The sequence below is a fragment of the Pseudarthrobacter sp. Y6 genome (assembly GCF_050156205.1).
GTDB lineage: Bacteria > Actinomycetota > Actinomycetes > Actinomycetales > Micrococcaceae > Arthrobacter.
The window spans coordinates 1,737,795-1,753,008 of the sequence record NZ_CP189574.1 but is presented as its reverse complement, the minus strand read 5'-3'; the positions used below and the strand labels follow the sequence as shown (position 1 = coordinate 1,753,008).

The window sequence follows — 15,214 nt, the reverse complement described above, 5'->3', positions numbered from 1 at the left end:
GAAGTTCAGACTAGAGAACGAAAGCGAAGACCAGGCCGAGGATGGCGAGGGCTTCAGTCAGCGCGAGGCCGAGGAATGCGATCGGCTGGAGCACACGCTGTGCTTCCGGCTGACGTGCCACGCCGTTGATGTAAGCGGCGAACACGAGACCAACACCGATACCACCTCCGATTGCGGACAGACCGTAACCTACGAGGTTGAGATTGCCTTCCATTTTTTTCCTTTCAAGATGCCATCTGTGTGGCAGGTTGTTTGGTGTACTTCATCCCCCGTGAGGGGAAGTTTTTTGGGTGCCTAGTGGCTATCCGCGTGCAGGGCGCCTTCGATGTAGATGGCGGTCAGCAGGGTGAACACGTAAGCCTGCAACGCCATGATCAGCGCTTCAAGCATGTACATGGCAATCGCACCGCCGAGCACGAGGACCGAGGTGCCCTTAAGGAGCACGTTCTCCTGCATGACGAGGTACTCGATGCCGGAACCGGCGATCATCACGATCAGGTGGCCGGCCAGCATGGTCGCGAACAGACGGAGGCTGTGCGTGACGGGGCGGACCAGGAAGTTGGAGATGATCTCGATCGGAATGACGATCGGGAGGATGTAGAACGGCACTCCGGACGGCACGGTGGCCAGCTTGAAGTACTTCAGGCCGTTCTTCCTGACGCCGATGGCGATCCAGGTGACGTACACGATCCCGGCCAGCACGTAGGCGCCGCCGACGTGCGAGAAGCTCGGGAGCTGGATCACCGGGATGGCGCCATAAATGTTGTTCACCAGAATAAAGAAGAAGAGGCTGAACAACAGCGGGACGTACTTCATAAAGTCTTTGCCGCCGATAATGTCCTTGGCAATGCTGTTACGCACGAAGCCGTAGGCCATTTCACCAGCAAACTGGAGCTTGCCGGGGACAAGCTGCTGCTTCCGCGCAGCTAGCAGAAAGAATGTGGCGATAATGACGACCGAAAGGATTACCAGCAGCATCTGCTTGGAGAATCCGTCCGCCGCCCCCCACGGCAGGATTGCCGGCAGGTGCATTTCTTCAATTCCAGGAGGCGTAAAAGGTCCTGAATCTTGGGCCGGGAGCGCAAGCGCGATCAACGCGTTTCCTCTCTGCAGTGTCCATCATTGGGCGTTGGTCGAGGACCCGCGGATTTATTCTCCGCAGCTCCCCCTGTGAAATTATTTGGCATTTGTGTTTCCGTCCGCGGACGGGCCGCTGTCTGCGCTGCTCTTACCGGCCGTGGTTCTGGAACTGGTAAGGCCATGCATGTGGGAAAGATAGAAACCTCCGAGAGCTCCAAGCAGAGCGCCTGCGAGCACGATCCAGCGGGTTCCCCACAGATAATCCAGACCCCACCCTATCAAACTCCAGACGATGATTCCGCCAATAATGTAGCTAAAGACGGCCATTCCGGCGTTGTATCCGCCGTCGTTGTTTTCGTCCGACACCCCCGGCGTGGGAGCAGCGTTCTTGGGCACGGAGGAACTGTTTTTCGCTGTTCGTTTCCGATCAGACATCGTTCGGCTCCTTGGGCTCGGGGTCGTTGTAAATCTGCAGGCGCGCCGTGCTGAAGCCGTAGATTTCGGCGGCCTGCCAGAAGACGACAGTGGCAACGGCACCAATCAGGAACCATTGTCCGTGAAGCCAGGCAGGTGCTCCGATCACAAACAGGACAACCGCAAAGCCCACTACCTTGACAAAATAGGTGGCCACGAACATTCCGATGGCACCGGAGGGGTTGTTGCGCCCCATGAAGTGGCCCACGAGAAGACTGATGGAGAAGAAGAGCATCACCAGGAGGCCGCCCAAAGTACTGGACAGGACGCCGCTGGGGCCGTTCAGGATCACAGCCGGGATGCCCGCCAGGATCAGTGCGCCTGCACCGGCAGCTGAACTGAGTGCGAGGAGGCGAAGCCACAGGGACCGCGTGGGACCGGAAACACCAACGGGTCCGCTGCCGGACGCACGTCCGGATTCGGCGTTGGAGTTCATAAGATCCCAATCGTCGGCGCCCTGGGGCTGGGTGGAGGGCAGCTTGGGCTGCCCCTAAATTCTACACGAGATAGAAATGAGTCCGAACGCTGTTACGCCGGCGACTGGTCACTGTGGCGGCGCAGGTATGGCCAGGCCGTAATCAGGCCCATGACCAGCGTGGCGAAGATGTCCGCGGCCAATACAACTTGCCAGGGGAAGACTGCAAAAGCCAATCCCCCGAAGGACAGGATGGCGGTCCAGAGGTACATCAGGATCACGGCCGTCCGGTGCGAGTAGCCGATTTCCAGCAGCTTGTGGTGGAGGTGGCCGCGGTCTGCGGACCATGGCGAACGTCCCCGCGCCGTCCGGCGGACGACGGCGAGGCCCAGGTCAAGCAATGGCAGGAACAGCACGGCGAAGGGCAGCAGAATCGGTATGACGGTGGAGATACCGTTGGCGCGGTCGTACAGCCCTGAGGTGATCTGGCCCGTGGAGATGATGCCGGCGGCCGCCATCAGCAGGCCGATCAGCATGGCACCGGAATCGCCCATAAAGATCTTGGACGGGAACCAGTTGTGCGGCAGGAAACCGATGCAACTGCCAACGACGACGGCGGTGAGGAGGGTGGCCAGGTCCGAGTAGTCCAACAGGACGGCGTTCCGGTGCACCCAGTACGCCGTGAAGAAGAAGGCAGTTCCACCGATGATGGCCACGCCGGCGGCCAACCCGTCGAGGCCGTCAATGAAGTTGAAGGCGTTCATGGTGGTAACGATGAGCCCGGCCGTCAGCACCACCCGGAGCAGTTCGTTCTCCAGGTAGATCGGCTCCGGAACCCACGGGACAATGGTCATCCGGACTCCCCAGATGGCCACCACCATGGCTGCGGCGCTCTGGCCGATGAGTTTCACCCACCAACGGATGTCCAGGAGGTCGTCCGCGATCCCCACGAGCACGATCAGCGCCGCGCCCGCCAGTACGCCCCATGGCGAGAAGTTGTTCCGGTAGATGTCCTTGACGAAGAAGGACTGGCTGGCCACGATGAGGGCCACCAGCACGCCAAGAAAGATGGCCACACCGCCCAGCCGGGATATCGGCGTCGAATGCATGTCTCGGCTGCGGATGGGGGCGTGGAGTTCAAGTCGGTTGCCGATGACCCGGGCAACCCACGTGGCCCCGTAGGACACAATGGCAGCCGTCAGCCCCATAAGGAGGTACATAATCATGTGACTGGTCCCCCTGCACGCCGCACATCGCGGAGCGGATAGATTCCGCTGAGGACCTGCTCGTTGCTCCGGGGCGCCTTCATTCCATGCAGCAGCCCGCGCAGGAGTCCCTTGATGAGCAGGAGCTTGTTCGGTGAGCCGGCTATTGTCCGGGTCCAGTTGCGGGCGGAGGCGCCTGAGTACAGCACCTTCTCCCATGGAGTGAGCGCCGCTGAACGTGTGTAGACCCAAAGTTTGTTCCGCACTTCGTAGTAGAAGCGCGCACCAGGATCAGCTCTGGCGTCCTCAATGGACTTCGTGTGGTGGTTCGCCACGGACTTTTCAACGCAGATGGCATTGCTGGCCCGGGAGATCCGAGCTGTGTACTCCAAATCGTCATTCCAGATGAAGTAGTCGGCAATGGGAAGTCCATGGTGTCGTATCTGCCCGGCTTCGATCAGGATCGAGACGAAAGACGCGGTCCTGATCTGCACTCCCCCGGCACGGCCCGCGATCCCGCGGTCGTCCTCGCTGGCACCCAGCCGTGGACGCATTCGGTTCATCGGATGGTCCCGCCCGTCGGTCCAGACCACACGGCTGGCAATAAAACTGGGCTCCCCACCGGCTTCAGCAGCGTAGGCCTGTGAAGCTGAAAGGGCTTCTTCAAGCGTCCGGGGCTGCGGTTCCGTGTCGTCGTCCATGATCCAGACATAGTCTGCTGCATGGTCCAGGACCGCGCGCTCCATGCCTACCACAAACCCGCCGGCCCCACCCATGTTCTGCGGGAGCCTGACGGTGTCCGTGGGAACCGGTCCGGCATACGCGGCCAGGAAACCCTGGGTGCCGTCCGTGGACGCATTGTCGACGATGACGATAGTGGAAGGCAGAACTGTTCCGGAGGTGATGCCTCGGAGCGTGGTCTCGAGGAGGTCCCGCCGGTTGTACGTGACAACCACGGCGACGACGTTCTTGGTCATTTGTTGGCCCCTGTATCCGTGGATTGAAATTTCCGGCTGGCCAGGACAGCGGCCAGCTTCCAGGGCTCAATGAACACGCGTCCGAATACCCTCCGGGGTGAGTGAATGAGACGCCATAGCGATTCAAAGCCCAGCCGGCCCAGCCACCGTGGGGCGAGCCGCTGGTGGCCGGAAACCTGGTCCAGCGCTCCGCCCACGGCACCATACACCGCGTCGGGGAGATCGCCGCGGCGCTGCCATAGGAAGGTTTCCTGCAACGGCATCCCCAATCCCACGAGGACGAGGTTCGGCTGGAAAGCCCGAAGTTCCTCGACGACGGCGTGTTCGCGGCCCGGGCCCCAGTTCTCCCCGGCGAGGCCCAGAACCTCTGTTTGGGGCAATTGCATCCCCAGCCGGCGGCAGGCCTCCGCATTGCTGAGGCTATTGGTCCCCACCACGGCCAGCCGGTCAAGGCCGGTCACGGACGCCAGATGTTTGATCCAGTCCGTGGAACCGACGCGGAAGCTGGAATCGGCCGCCGCGGCTGTTCCTTGCCGCTTCCAGGTCGCGTATACCGGTGCGCCGTCCATCAGCACAACGTCTGCGGAGTCGTACAGCGCCTTGAAGCCGGGAAGCGTGTGATAGAGGTAGCAGCTGTGCAGGTTATGACCGACAACAGTGCGTCGGCCCCCCGCGGCAATCAGATCGCCGAGGACTTCTGCCATCCGGTGTTCGGGCAGCGCAGTGACCTCGATGTCCAGGAGTCTTAGGCGGTCGCGGCCAACGATCATGCCTCCGGATCCTTCTCGGCGGGCGCTGAAGACTCCCGTGTGGCAGGTGCGTCTTCCCCGGCTTCTTCGGTTTCCTTGGCCACTTCGGCCGCTGTGGCTCCTGCAGCCTCTGCGGCCTCCTCGGTCACGGCGGCTTCCCCGGGCTCAGCCATCGGAATTTCGCCCAGGCCCAATACGCCCGGAACATGCTCCCGGAGCTCCTCCAGGGACACGGCGCCGTTGCGCACCACGCGCAGGAGCGTCCCGGTCGCATCCACAATCGTGGAGGGCACGGCGTCAGTTCCTTGCACAGGCCGGAAACCGCCTTCGAGGTAGACCTCCACGGACTCCGCGAGCTGGGCCCGTGCCTCCGCGGCGGTCTGCGCCGGCGGCTGGCCGGTCCGGTTGGCGGAGGACACAGCCAGCGGACCGGTCAGCGTCAGGAGTTCCTGGGCCACTTCGTCGGCAGGCATGCGTAGGGCCACTGTTCCATGGGTCTCACCCAGGTCCCAGTCCAATGACGGCTGGGCGTGCAGGATCAAGGTCAGACCCCCGGGCCAAAACGCCTCTGCGAGCTTACGGGCATCAGCGGAAACATCTGTGGCCAGGCCGTCCAGCGCATTGATCCGGGGAATCAGTACGGGCGGCGGCATGGTGCGGCTGCGCCCTTTGGAGGCCAACAGCATGGTGACGGCCTGCGGCGAGAAGGCATCGGCGGCTATCCCGTAGACCGTGTCCGTGGGGAAAACCACGCACTTCTTTTCGCCGATGGCACGCTGGGCATGCTCCAGGCCAAGGGCGCGCTGATCCTCTGACGTGCAGTTGTAGGTTGTGGTCACTGGCCTATTCTTTCATCACTCGTGGTGCGGACCGGCAAGGACGGCGCTGGTGGCGCGTTCCTTGCCGTTGAGGTCCAGGTGCGTGGTGATCTCCGCCCAGGCACCCGTCCGCTGCATCATGCCAGCGATCCAGCCGGCCTGGACTTCCGCGTGTTCCATTACGAAGTAGCCGCCGGGAACCAGCAGCCGGGCAGCCGAGGCGGCCGCCGCCGTCGGAAGTTCCATGCCGTCCGCACCCCCGCCGTATAGGGCTTCGGGGGGATCGTGCAGGGCAACTTCGGGTTCATTCGGGATGGCTTCTGCGGGAATATACGGCGGGTTGGAGATCACGACGTCGAAGGTTCCGTTGAGTTCCGGCAGCGCGTTGCGGAGGTCGCCCAGCACCGGTTTGACGCCCAGGGGCGCCAGGTTCCTGGCTGCCCAGGCATGGGCGAACGGACTGTACTCCACGGCGTGGACTTCGGCGCCGGGCACCTCGTGGGCAATGGAGCCGGCGATCGCGCCCGACCCCGTTCCCAGATCCACAATCCGCGGGTGCGCCATGCCCTTGACATGGTCGATGACCAGTTGCACAACGGACTCTGTTTCCGGGCGGGGGATAAAAACCCCCGGCCCGACCGCAAGCTCCAGGTACCTGAAATGCGCCACGCCGGTGATGTGCTGCAGCGGGATCCGTTGGGCCCGTTCAGCAACAAGTTCGGCATAGCCAACAGGTGCTGGAGTGTCCCCCAGCATCATCGCGCGGAGCCTGCCGAGCCCTACACCGAGCAGGTGGTCCGCCAGGAGTTCCGCGTCGACGCGGGGGCTGGGGACCCCGGCGTCCCGGAGGATCGCCGTGGCCTCGCTGACGGCAGCCGCGAGGGACTGCTCCGACCCGAGTGTCATGGGCGCCGGGGCTAGTCGCCGATGGCGTCCAGGCGTGCCTGTTCGTCCATCTCGATGGCGGACTGGATGACCGGTTCCAGGTCACCGTTCATGACCTGGTCCAGGTTGTATGCCTTGTAGCCGGTGCGGTGGTCCGCGATCCGGTTTTCCGGGTAGTTGTACGTGCGGATGCGCTCCGAACGGTCCATGGTGCGGATCTGGGACTTACGCTGGGCCGAGTTCTCGGCGTCGATAATTTCCTGCTGGTGCGCCAGGATGCGGGCGCGGAGCACGCGCATGCCTGCTTCGCGGTTCTGCAGCTGGGATTTCTCGTTCTGCATGGCCACCACGATGCCGGTGGGAAGGTGCGTGATACGGACAGCGGAGTCCGTGGTGTTCACGGACTGGCCACCGGGACCCGAGGAGCGGTAGACGTCGATCTTGAGGTCGTTCTGGTTGATGTCCAGCTCTTCGGGCTCGTCAACTTCGGGAAGGACCAGGACACCGGCGGCAGAGGTGTGGATGCGGCCCTGGGATTCGGTGACGGGCACACGCTGCACGCGGTGGACGCCGCCTTCGAACTTGAGCCGCGCGTAGACGCCCTCGGCAGGATCGTTCGAGTTGCCTTTGACGGCCATCTGGACGTCCTTGTAGCCACCGAGATCGGATTCGTTGGCTGAGATGAGTTCAGTCTTCCAGCCGCGGGATTCAGCGTACCGGGTGTACATGCGCAAGAGGTCGCCGGCGAACAGTGCGGCTTCGTCGCCACCTTCGCCGCCCTTGACCTCAAGGATCACGTTGCGGGCGTCGTCAGGGTCCCGCGGAATAAGCAGCCGGCGCAGGTTGGCCGAAGCAGCCTCCAGGGCCACCTCCAGCTCAGGCACTTCGGCAGCGAACTCAGGGTCCTCCGCAGCCATCTCCTTCGCCGCGGCGAGATCGTCCTCCAGGGCATGCCACTTGTTGTATGCCTCCACGATGCCATTGAGCTGCGCAGAACGCCGCCCCAGCTTCCGGGCCACCCGCTGGTCAGCATAAACAGCCGGATCCCCCAACTGCGCCTGGATAGCATCATGCTCATCAAGCAGGCCCTGTACGGACTCAAACATTTCAAAACCTCTTTCGACTCTTACAAGTCTAGTTTCACGTGACTTAACGACGAACCGCCCAAAATATGCCGGCCACCAGGCCGGCATATTTTGAGCGGTGAGCGCAGCTACTTGTCGTTATCCGACTTCGCACCAAGCGTTGTCTTCTGGACCTGCATGAGGAACTCGACGTTGCTCCCGGTCTCCCGGATCTTGTTGGTCAGCAGCTCAAGGCTCTGCTGCGTTTCGAGTCCGGAAAGGACACGGCGCAGCTTCCACATGATCTTGACTTCCTCGGGGGAAAGCAGGTTCTCTTCGCGGCGCGTACCGGACGCGTTGACGTCCACGGCCGGGAAGATCCGCTTGTCCGCCAGCTGGCGGGACAGACGCAGCTCCATGTTGCCGGTGCCCTTGAACTCTTCGAAGATGACCTCGTCCATCTTGGAACCGGTCTCCACGAGAGCGGTTGCCAGGATGGTCAGCGAGCCGCCGTTTTCGATGTTGCGGGCTGCACCGAAGAAACGCTTCGGCGGGTACAGCGCAGCGGAGTCGACACCACCGGACAGGATACGGCCGGAGGCCGGTGCTGCCAGGTTGTAGGCACGGCCCAGGCGGGTCATGGAGTCCAGCAGGACCACCACGTCCATGCCCATTTCCACCAGGCGCTTGGCGCGTTCGATGGAGAGCTCGGCCACGGTGGTGTGGTCATCGGCGGGACGGTCGAAGGTGGAGGCAATGACCTCACCCTTGACGGTCCGCTGCATGTCCGTGACTTCTTCGGGACGCTCGTCAACGAGCACCATCATGAGGTGGACCTCAGGATTGTTGATGGTGATGGCGTTGGCGATGGACTGCAGGATGAGCGTCTTGCCGGCCTTCGGCGGGGACACGATCAGGCCGCGCTGGCCCTTGCCGATCGGGGCAACCAGGTCGATGACGCGGGGGCCGATCTTCTTGGGGTCGGTCTCGAGGCGCAGGCGCTCGGACGGGTACAGCGGAACCAGCTTGGCGAATTCGACGCGGTCCTTGAGCTCGTCCGGCGTCTTTCCGTTGACGGAGGTGACGCGGACCAGGGCGTTGAACTTCTGGCGTGCAGTCTGCTGGCTGCGGTCTTCGCCTTCACGCGGTGCACGAATGGCACCGACGCAGGCGTCGCCCTTACGCAGGTTGTACTTCTTGACCTGGGCCAGGGAGACGTAAACGTCGTTCGGGCCCGGCAGGTAGCCGGAGGTGCGGATGAACGCGTAGTTCTCAAGCACGTCCAGGATGCCGGCGACGGGCAGCAGGACGTCATCCTCAGTGACCTCGACGTCGTCGACGTCCGGTCCCTGCGCACGGCCCCGACGGCGGTCATTGCGGTCGCGGAAACGGTCGTTGCGGGAGTTGTCCCGACTCTCCTGGCCGCCACCGGAGCGGTCGTTGCGGTCGTTCCGGTCGCGGCGGTTCCGGCGGTTCCGGCGGCTTCCGCCGTCAGAATCGTCGTTGTCGCGGGTGTTGTCGCGGCTGTCATCGCGGCGGGTGCCTTCACGCTGGCCGGCGTCACGGCTACCTGCGTTGTCGCGGCCACCATCAGTGGTCTCGCGGGCGGTCGTGTCACGAGCCGTGGTGTCACGAGCCGTGGTCTCGCGGGCCGTGGTGTCACGGGCGCCACGGGTGCGGCCGCCCTCGCGGCGGTCAGCACGCTGGCCGTCGCCTGATTCGGCACCTTGGGAATCGGCACGCTGGGTTTCGGTGCGGTCAGCCTGACGCTGTTCAGCGGCGGGCTGCTCGGCCGGAGCCTCAGTAGCTTCTGCCTGCGTTGACGTGGCGGCCGCGTCGCCGCGGCGGCGGTTGCGGGTGCGCGGCTGGCGGCGTTCGCCTTCAGCTGCTGCACCGGCCTCAACGGGCGCCGACGCCGGAGCCTCAACGGGTGCAGCGGCCGGAGCTTCGGCGGCTGTTGCCGCGGCGGGTGCCGCGACCACTCCATCGCTGACGGCGCGGCGGCTGCGTCCACGGCCACGGGCACGGGTCCCCTCAGCGGCCGGGGCCTCCGAGGTTTCGCTTGCGGCAGCCACCGGTGCGGCAGCGGCCGGGGCTACGTGGTTTTCGGTCGCCTTTTCGGCAGCCTTGGCCGGGGCCTTGCTGGCTGACGTGCCTGCGCGATGGGCGGAAATGGCGGTCACCAGATCCCCCTTACGCATGCGGGATCCACCGGAAATCCCCAGCTGGCTGGCAAGTGCCTGCAGCTGGGCGAGCTTGAGGCCGGCAAGGCCACTGCTCTTGGCGGGTGCGGCCGTTGACGATCCGGCAGCAGAAGTTGATAGTTCCACAGCTGAAGACAGCTCAGTGGTTTCGGTCACGAAGGATCCTTCCCCCTCGACGGCGTCCAGACTGGGAGCTGGACGCGATGATTTTGATCTGGGCTGCAGTTCAGATCTGCAGCCGACATTTTCGGTCTTGCCGGTTGGATTTCGGCCAGCAGGGCCGGATACTGATTCACCTCACGCACCGATTAATGGCGGGGCGCCGGGCTGACGGTTCAGGGGCAGACAATTCAGCTGCAGATTCCTGCGACAGACCAAGCAGGTGGCACCGGAAAATATTGCGCAGTAGGAGATCACTAACAACTGAATGCAGCTGCCGATCAGATAGGCGGAATTACCGCCGGTGCAAGTCCACCTTAGCACCTTCGACGTCCACTGCCAGCTTCAGCACGCGCCAGCCGATGCCCGGCGTGTTCGCCTCTGTAAAGGACTCAATAAACCCAAGCACGTCGGCGGCTTCGGCTTCGCCGTCGGCGAGAACCAGGACCGTAGGTCCGGCACCCGAAACCACTGCCGCGTGGCCCGCGTTGCGCAGCGCCCTGATGAGGGCCGCGCTGGGGCGCATCGCCTCGGCGCGGTAGCTCTGGTGAAGGTAATCCTCCGTGCCGGCGTGCAGAAACTCGGGCTTCTGGGTCAGTGCATGGATCAGCAGCGCAGCCCGTCCGGAGTTCATGGCCGCGGCATGATGGCCCACAGACGCCGGTAGAAGGGCGCGCGCGGCCTCGGTGGACAATTCAAAATCGGGAACAGCCACGATGGGAATCACGGAACCGGCCACGGTAGCGCACGTGCTGCTGTACTGGTCACTGTCCTGCCATGACAGCGCCAGTCCGCCGAAAATCGCGGGCGCGACGTTGTCCGGGTGGCCTTCCATCTCGCTGGTCAACTGCAGGATCCAGTCCCGCCCGCGACGCGCTGCTTCGGGCACCATGGCGTTGGCAGCCGAGACGGCCGCCACCACGGCCGATGCGGATGATCCCAAGCCGCGGCCATGGGGGTTGACGTTCGTCGCCGTAATCCTGAGCCCGCCGTGCCGGTAGCCCAGCCGGGAAAAGGCAGCCTCCATCGCCCTGACCACCAGGTGACTGGCGTCCCTCGGCAGCGTGTCCGCCCCCTCGCCGCTGAGCTCGAAGACGAGCTCAGCGGATTCGAGGCTTTCCACAGTCAGGGTGTCGTGCAGAGCCAGGGCAAGGCCCAGGCTGTCGTAACCCGGTCCAAGGTTGGCACTGGTGGCGGGCACCCTGACGGTGACGCGCTGTCCTGCTTCGATGACGGGCACATCAACGGCGGTGGGCGAGGAGGCTTCCAAAGCTACTTTTCTTCCAGTCCCAGTTCAGCTGCGACGGTCACGACGTCGTTGGAGACCTTGACGGGCTGCACTTCGCTGCCGTCCTCGGTCCGGAGGGCCCACTGGGGGTCCTTGAGGCCGTGGCCGGTAACAGTGATGACGATGGTCTTGCCGGTGGGAACTTCACCGGCGGCGTGCTTCTTGAGCAGGCCGGCCACACCGGCGGCGGAGCCGGGCTCCACAAAAACGCCTTCGCGGGCGGACAGCCAGCGGTGGGCATCCAGGATCTGCTCGTCAGTCACGGCGTCGATGAATCCGCCGGACTCGTCACGGGCCGCGATGGCACCGTCCCAGGATGCCGGGTTGCCGATCCGGATGGCAGTGGCAATGGTGTCCGGCTCCGTGATGGGGTGCCCCGCCACGAACGGTGCCGCGCCGGCTGCCTGGAAGCCCCACATCTGGGGGGTCTTGGTGGACACGGCAGGCAACGTTCCGGCTGTTTCGGATTCGAACGGCGCCGAGTATTCCTTGTAGCCCTTCCAGTACGCGGTGATGTTGCCGGCGTTGCCTACGGGCAGGACGTGGATGTCCGGAGCATCGCCGAGCGAATCGACAATCTCAAACGCGCCCGTCTTCTGACCCTGGATGCGGGCGGGGTTGACCGAGTTGACCAGGAACACCGGGTAGGACTCCCCCAGCTTCCGTGCAATATCCAGGCAGTTATCGAAGTTGCCGTCCACCTGGAGCAGCGTGGCGCCGTGCGCGATGGCCTGGCTCAGCTTGCCCATGGAGATCTTGCCTTCGGGGACCAGCACGGCGCATTTCAGTCCCGCTGCCGTGGCGTAGGCGGCAGCGGAAGCCGAGGTGTTGCCGGTGGACGCGCACACCACTGCCTTGGCACCGGACGCAACGGCGGCCGTCATGGCCATGGTCATACCGCGGTCCTTGAACGAACCGGTGGGGTTCATCCCCTCGACCTTCAGGTACACCGTGGACCCGGTGAGCTCGGAGAGTTTCTGCGCGTAGACCAGCGGAGTGCCGCCCTCGCCCAGCGTGATGACCCTGGTGGATTCCGTTACGGGCAGACGGTCGGCGTATTCGCGGATAACTCCGCGCCATTGGTGAGCCACTTAGACTCCTTCTACCCGCAGAACGGATGTCACTGAATTGATGACGTCCAGGCCCTTGACGGCCTCGACGGTGGCTGCGAGGGCAGCCTCTGATGCGCGGTGCGTAACGATCCGCAGTTCGGCCGACTCCACATTGGACTCTGCGTCCCGGTGGATGGTCTGCCGCATGATTTCGATGGACACGCCATGCTCCGCAAAGAGCTGGGCGATCCGGGCCAGCACGCCAGGCTGGTCAGCAACGTCCAGGCCGATGTAGTAGCTGGTCATGACCGCGTCGATGGGCAGCGCCGGGACATGGCCCGTGGTGGTCTCCGTGCGTCCAGGGCCACCCAGCACAATGCGGCGGGCGGCCGAAACGAGGTCACCCAGCACGGCAGACGCCGTCGGAGTTCCGCCGGCACCCTGGCCGTAGAACATCAGCTCGCCGGCGTTTTCCGCCTCAATAAAGACCGCGTTGAACGCGCCACGAACGGCGGCCAGCGGGTGCTCGCGCGGCAGCAGCGTGGGGTGCACGCGCACGGAAACGCCTTCGCCGCCGTCGGCATCGGTGAGCTTTTCGGCGATGGCCAGCAGCTTGATGACAAAGCCGGCGTCTTTGGCCGCGGCAATGTCCGCCGCGCTGACGGACGTGATGCCCTCACAGTGGACGTTCTCCAGTGCAAAGCGGGTGTGGAAGGACAGCGAGGCCAGGATGGCGGCCTTGGCTGCAGCATCGTGGCCTTCGACGTCGGCGGTGGGGTCAGCTTCCGCGTAACCGAGGCGCTGGGCCTCGGCGAGGGCGTCCGCGAACTGGGCGCCGGTGGAGTCCATCTGGTCCAGGATGAAGTTGGTGGTGCCGTTGACGATACCCAGCACGCGGGTGATGCGGTCGCCGGCCAGGCTGTCCCGGATGGGGCGAAGGATGGGGATGGCACCGGCCACGGCCGCCTCGTAGGACAGCTGCACGCCGGCCTTGTCGGCCTCTTCGTAGAGGGTGGGACCGTCCTGGGCGAGCAGGGCCTTGTTGCCGGTGACAACACAGGCGCCGTTGCGGAGCGCGGAGAGGATCAGGGTGCGGGCAGGCTCGATCCCGCCCATGAGCTCGATCACCAGGTCGGCGTCCTTGACCAATGTGTCGGCGTCGGTAGTGAAGAGGTCCTGCGGCAGGTCCACGTCCCGCTTGGCATTGACGTTGCGCACCGCGATGCCGCTGAGCTGCAGGCGCGCCCCGGTACGGGCGGCAAGGGCGTCGGCGTCCTCAATGAGAATCCGCGCAACCTGTGCCCCAACGTTGCCACAGCCCAGCAGGGCTACTTTCAGGGTTCGCAATTCAGTCATTCGGCACTCCCATGTCGCGGTTAAGCAGATCTTCTTCGGTTTCCCCGCGGACAATCAGCCGGGCAGATCCGCCGCGCACCGCGACAACGCCCGGCCGGGCCAGATAGTTGTAGTTGCTTGACAGGGCCCAGCAGTAGGCGCCGGTCCCCGGTACAGCAAGCAGATCACCGGCTGCCACGTCCTCGGGCAGATATACATCTCTAACAACTATGTCGCCGCTCTCGCAATGTTTGCCCACCACGCGGGACAGCTGCGGGGACGCGGCGGACGTACGGGAGGCCAGAATCGCCGAATAATCCGCGTCGTAGAGCACCGGGCGGGCGTTATCGCTCATGCCTCCGTCCACTGACACATAGCGGCGGGGATGCGTAACGTTCTCCTGGCCCGCTTCGCCGGCCGGAGCGTCCACCCGCACGGTTTTCAGGGTGCCCACCTCGTACAACGTGAAGGTGGTGCTGCCCACAATCGCGCGTCCGGGTTCGATGGAAATCCGGGGTGCGGTGATCCCCAGTTCAGCACACGTGGAACGCACGACGGCGGCCATCGCCTGCGCGATGTCAGCTGCGGGGCGGGGAGTGTCCACCGGGGTGTAGGCAATGCCGTAGCCGCCGCCAAGATCCAGCTCGGGCATGACGATGGAGTACTTTTCCTGCATGGCAGCGTGGAAGCGCAGGAGCTTCTGCGCAGCGAGTTCAAAGCCGTCCGGCTCGAAGATCTGCGAGCCGATGTGGCAGTGCAGGCCCAGCAGTTCGATGCTGGCGTAGCCCGTGGCCGCAGCCACAGCTTCCTCCGCTGCTGACAGTCCGGCCTGCTCAGTGGAATCCCCGGCCATGGAGAGGCCGAACTTCTGGTCCTCGTGGGCGGTGGCGATGAACTCGTGGGTGTGCGCGTGCACGCCCGGTGTCAGGCGGAGCATGACCTTGGCTATTTCGTCGCGGCCCGAGGCGATCTTGGCGACGCGGTCCAGCTCATCGAGGCTGTCCACCACGATGCGTCCCAGCTTCATATCCAGCCCACGGTTGATCTCGGCGTCGGATTTGTTGTTGCCGTGCAGACCCAGGTTTTCGCCCTTGATGCCGGCACGGGCGGCTACAGCGAGCTCGCCGCCGGAACAGGTGTCCAGTCGGAGCCCTTCGTCTGCCACCCAGGCGGCTACTGCGGTGCACAGGAAGGACTTGCCTGCGTAGTAGACGTCCACTCCCCCGCAGATGTCGGCGAACGCGGCATCAAAGGCGTCCTTGAAGGAGCGGGCGCGGGCCCGGAAGTCTGTCTCACTCATCACAAAGAGCGGCGTACCGAACTTTGCCTTGAGCTCGCTGACGGCGATGCCATCGATGGCGAGCTCACCGGCGTCGTTCTTCCGGACGTCCTGCGCCCACATGGGCTCGTGGAGCGCGTTCAGGTCCGCGGGAACGGCGAGCCATTCGGGGGCCAGCGGGGATGCGGTGTTGGTGTCCTGCGCTGAAATTTCCTGTGCCGACATGGGTT

General features: G+C 64.2%; 15 protein-coding genes. All 15 read right to left on the bottom strand.

The features are described from left to right. Nucleotides 1–10: 10 nt before the first annotated feature. The 15 genes from atpE to lysA all read right to left on the bottom strand — a co-directional run bounded on the left by atpE (nucleotide 11) and on the right by lysA (nucleotide 15,209). The gene (atpE, locus tag ACQCSW_RS08345; RefSeq protein ID WP_009356484.1) at nucleotides 11–214 is read right to left on the bottom strand and encodes an ATP synthase F0 subunit C; all 204 of its coding nucleotides are present in this window, start codon (nucleotides 212–214) and stop codon (nucleotides 11–13) included. 80 nt (nucleotides 215–294) lie between these two features. Continuing rightward, a complete protein-coding gene (gene atpB / locus ACQCSW_RS08340; protein ID WP_354252230.1) occupies nucleotides 295–1,095 on the bottom strand; it encodes a F0F1 ATP synthase subunit A in 801 nt (266 codons plus the stop codon). An 81-nt stretch (nucleotides 1,096–1,176) separates the two neighbouring features. Next, complete coding sequence (locus ACQCSW_RS08335; protein ID WP_426990324.1) at nucleotides 1,177–1,515, bottom strand: hypothetical protein; 339 nt, start codon at nucleotides 1,513–1,515, stop codon at nucleotides 1,177–1,179. Next, nucleotides 1,508–1,990, bottom strand: coding sequence for a hypothetical protein (locus tag ACQCSW_RS08330; RefSeq protein ID WP_426990323.1), 483 nt, complete (start codon nucleotides 1,988–1,990; stop codon nucleotides 1,508–1,510). The genes ACQCSW_RS08335 and ACQCSW_RS08330 overlap by 8 nt, the downstream gene beginning before the upstream one ends. Before the next feature lie 92 nt (nucleotides 1,991–2,082). Next, nucleotides 2,083–3,195, bottom strand: a complete 1,113-nt coding sequence (locus tag ACQCSW_RS08325; RefSeq protein ID WP_426990322.1) for an MraY family glycosyltransferase — start codon at nucleotides 3,193–3,195, stop codon at nucleotides 2,083–2,085. Next, nucleotides 3,192–4,151, bottom strand: coding sequence for a glycosyltransferase family 2 protein (locus ACQCSW_RS08320; protein WP_426990320.1), 960 nt, complete (start codon nucleotides 4,149–4,151; stop codon nucleotides 3,192–3,194). Before ACQCSW_RS08320 ends, ACQCSW_RS08325 begins: the two co-directional genes overlap by 4 nt. Beyond that, nucleotides 4,148–4,921: a WecB/TagA/CpsF family glycosyltransferase gene (locus ACQCSW_RS08315; protein WP_426990319.1), complete on the bottom strand. Its 774-nt coding sequence runs from the start codon at nucleotides 4,919–4,921 to the stop codon at nucleotides 4,148–4,150. The genes ACQCSW_RS08320 and ACQCSW_RS08315 overlap by 4 nt, the downstream gene beginning before the upstream one ends. Beyond that, nucleotides 4,918–5,739 carry an L-threonylcarbamoyladenylate synthase gene (locus ACQCSW_RS08310; protein ID WP_426990318.1) on the bottom strand — a complete coding sequence of 274 codons (822 nt, stop codon included), beginning with the start codon at nucleotides 5,737–5,739 and terminating at the stop codon, nucleotides 4,918–4,920. Before ACQCSW_RS08310 ends, ACQCSW_RS08315 begins: the two co-directional genes overlap by 4 nt. A gap of 15 nt (nucleotides 5,740–5,754) precedes the next feature. Continuing rightward, nucleotides 5,755–6,624, bottom strand: coding sequence for a peptide chain release factor N(5)-glutamine methyltransferase (prmC, locus tag ACQCSW_RS08305; protein ID WP_426990317.1), 870 nt, complete (start codon nucleotides 6,622–6,624; stop codon nucleotides 5,755–5,757). An 11-nt stretch (nucleotides 6,625–6,635) separates the two neighbouring features. After that, on the bottom strand, nucleotides 6,636–7,709 hold the full coding sequence (gene prfA / locus ACQCSW_RS08300) for a peptide chain release factor 1 (RefSeq protein ID WP_426990316.1): 1,074 nt from the start codon (nucleotides 7,707–7,709) through the stop codon (nucleotides 6,636–6,638). A 107-nt stretch (nucleotides 7,710–7,816) separates the two neighbouring features. Continuing rightward, nucleotides 7,817–10,027 carry a transcription termination factor Rho gene (rho, locus tag ACQCSW_RS08295; RefSeq protein ID WP_426990315.1) on the bottom strand — a complete coding sequence of 737 codons (2,211 nt, stop codon included), beginning with the start codon at nucleotides 10,025–10,027 and terminating at the stop codon, nucleotides 7,817–7,819. Nucleotides 10,028–10,325: 298 nt separating this feature from the next. Next, nucleotides 10,326–11,300: a homoserine kinase gene (gene thrB / locus ACQCSW_RS08290; RefSeq protein ID WP_426990314.1), complete on the bottom strand. Its 975-nt coding sequence runs from the start codon at nucleotides 11,298–11,300 to the stop codon at nucleotides 10,326–10,328. Nucleotides 11,301–11,302: 2 nt separating this feature from the next. Then, nucleotides 11,303–12,409 (bottom strand): threonine synthase, encoded by a 1,107-nt coding sequence (thrC, locus tag ACQCSW_RS08285; RefSeq protein ID WP_426990313.1) that lies wholly within the window; start codon nucleotides 12,407–12,409, stop codon nucleotides 11,303–11,305. After that, the gene (locus tag ACQCSW_RS08280) at nucleotides 12,410–13,726 is read right to left on the bottom strand and encodes a homoserine dehydrogenase (protein WP_426990312.1); all 1,317 of its coding nucleotides are present in this window, start codon (nucleotides 13,724–13,726) and stop codon (nucleotides 12,410–12,412) included. It lies immediately after the preceding gene. After that, nucleotides 13,719–15,209, bottom strand: coding sequence for a diaminopimelate decarboxylase (lysA, locus tag ACQCSW_RS08275; RefSeq protein WP_426990311.1), 1,491 nt, complete (start codon nucleotides 15,207–15,209; stop codon nucleotides 13,719–13,721). The genes ACQCSW_RS08280 and lysA overlap by 8 nt, the downstream gene beginning before the upstream one ends. Nucleotides 15,210–15,214: the final 5 nt, after the last annotated feature.

What these genes read in the sequence shown, in the direction of transcription:
- prfA (WP_426990316.1), bottom strand. Translation starts at nt 7,709, where the DNA reads ATGTTTGAGTCCGTACAGGGCCTGCTTGATGAGCATGATGCTATCCAG.
- ACQCSW_RS08315 (WP_426990319.1), bottom strand. Translation starts at nt 4,921, where the DNA reads ATGATCGTTGGCCGCGACCGCCTAAGACTCCTGGACATCGAGGTCACT.
- ACQCSW_RS08280 (WP_426990312.1), bottom strand. Translation starts at nt 13,726, where the DNA reads ATGACTGAATTGCGAACCCTGAAAGTAGCCCTGCTGGGCTGTGGCAAC.
- ACQCSW_RS08335 (WP_426990324.1), bottom strand. Translation starts at nt 1,515, where the DNA reads ATGTCTGATCGGAAACGAACAGCGAAAAACAGTTCCTCCGTGCCCAAG.
- prmC (WP_426990317.1), bottom strand. Translation starts at nt 6,624, where the DNA reads ATGACACTCGGGTCGGAGCAGTCCCTCGCGGCTGCCGTCAGCGAGGCC.
- ACQCSW_RS08320 (WP_426990320.1), bottom strand. Translation starts at nt 4,151, where the DNA reads ATGACCAAGAACGTCGTCGCCGTGGTTGTCACGTACAACCGGCGGGAC.
- atpE (WP_009356484.1), bottom strand. Translation starts at nt 214, where the DNA reads ATGGAAGGCAATCTCAACCTCGTAGGTTACGGTCTGTCCGCAATCGGA.
- ACQCSW_RS08325 (WP_426990322.1), bottom strand. Translation starts at nt 3,195, where the DNA reads ATGATTATGTACCTCCTTATGGGGCTGACGGCTGCCATTGTGTCCTAC.
- ACQCSW_RS08330 (WP_426990323.1), bottom strand. Translation starts at nt 1,990, where the DNA reads ATGAACTCCAACGCCGAATCCGGACGTGCGTCCGGCAGCGGACCCGTT.
- lysA (WP_426990311.1), bottom strand. Translation starts at nt 15,209, where the DNA reads ATGTCGGCACAGGAAATTTCAGCGCAGGACACCAACACCGCATCCCCG.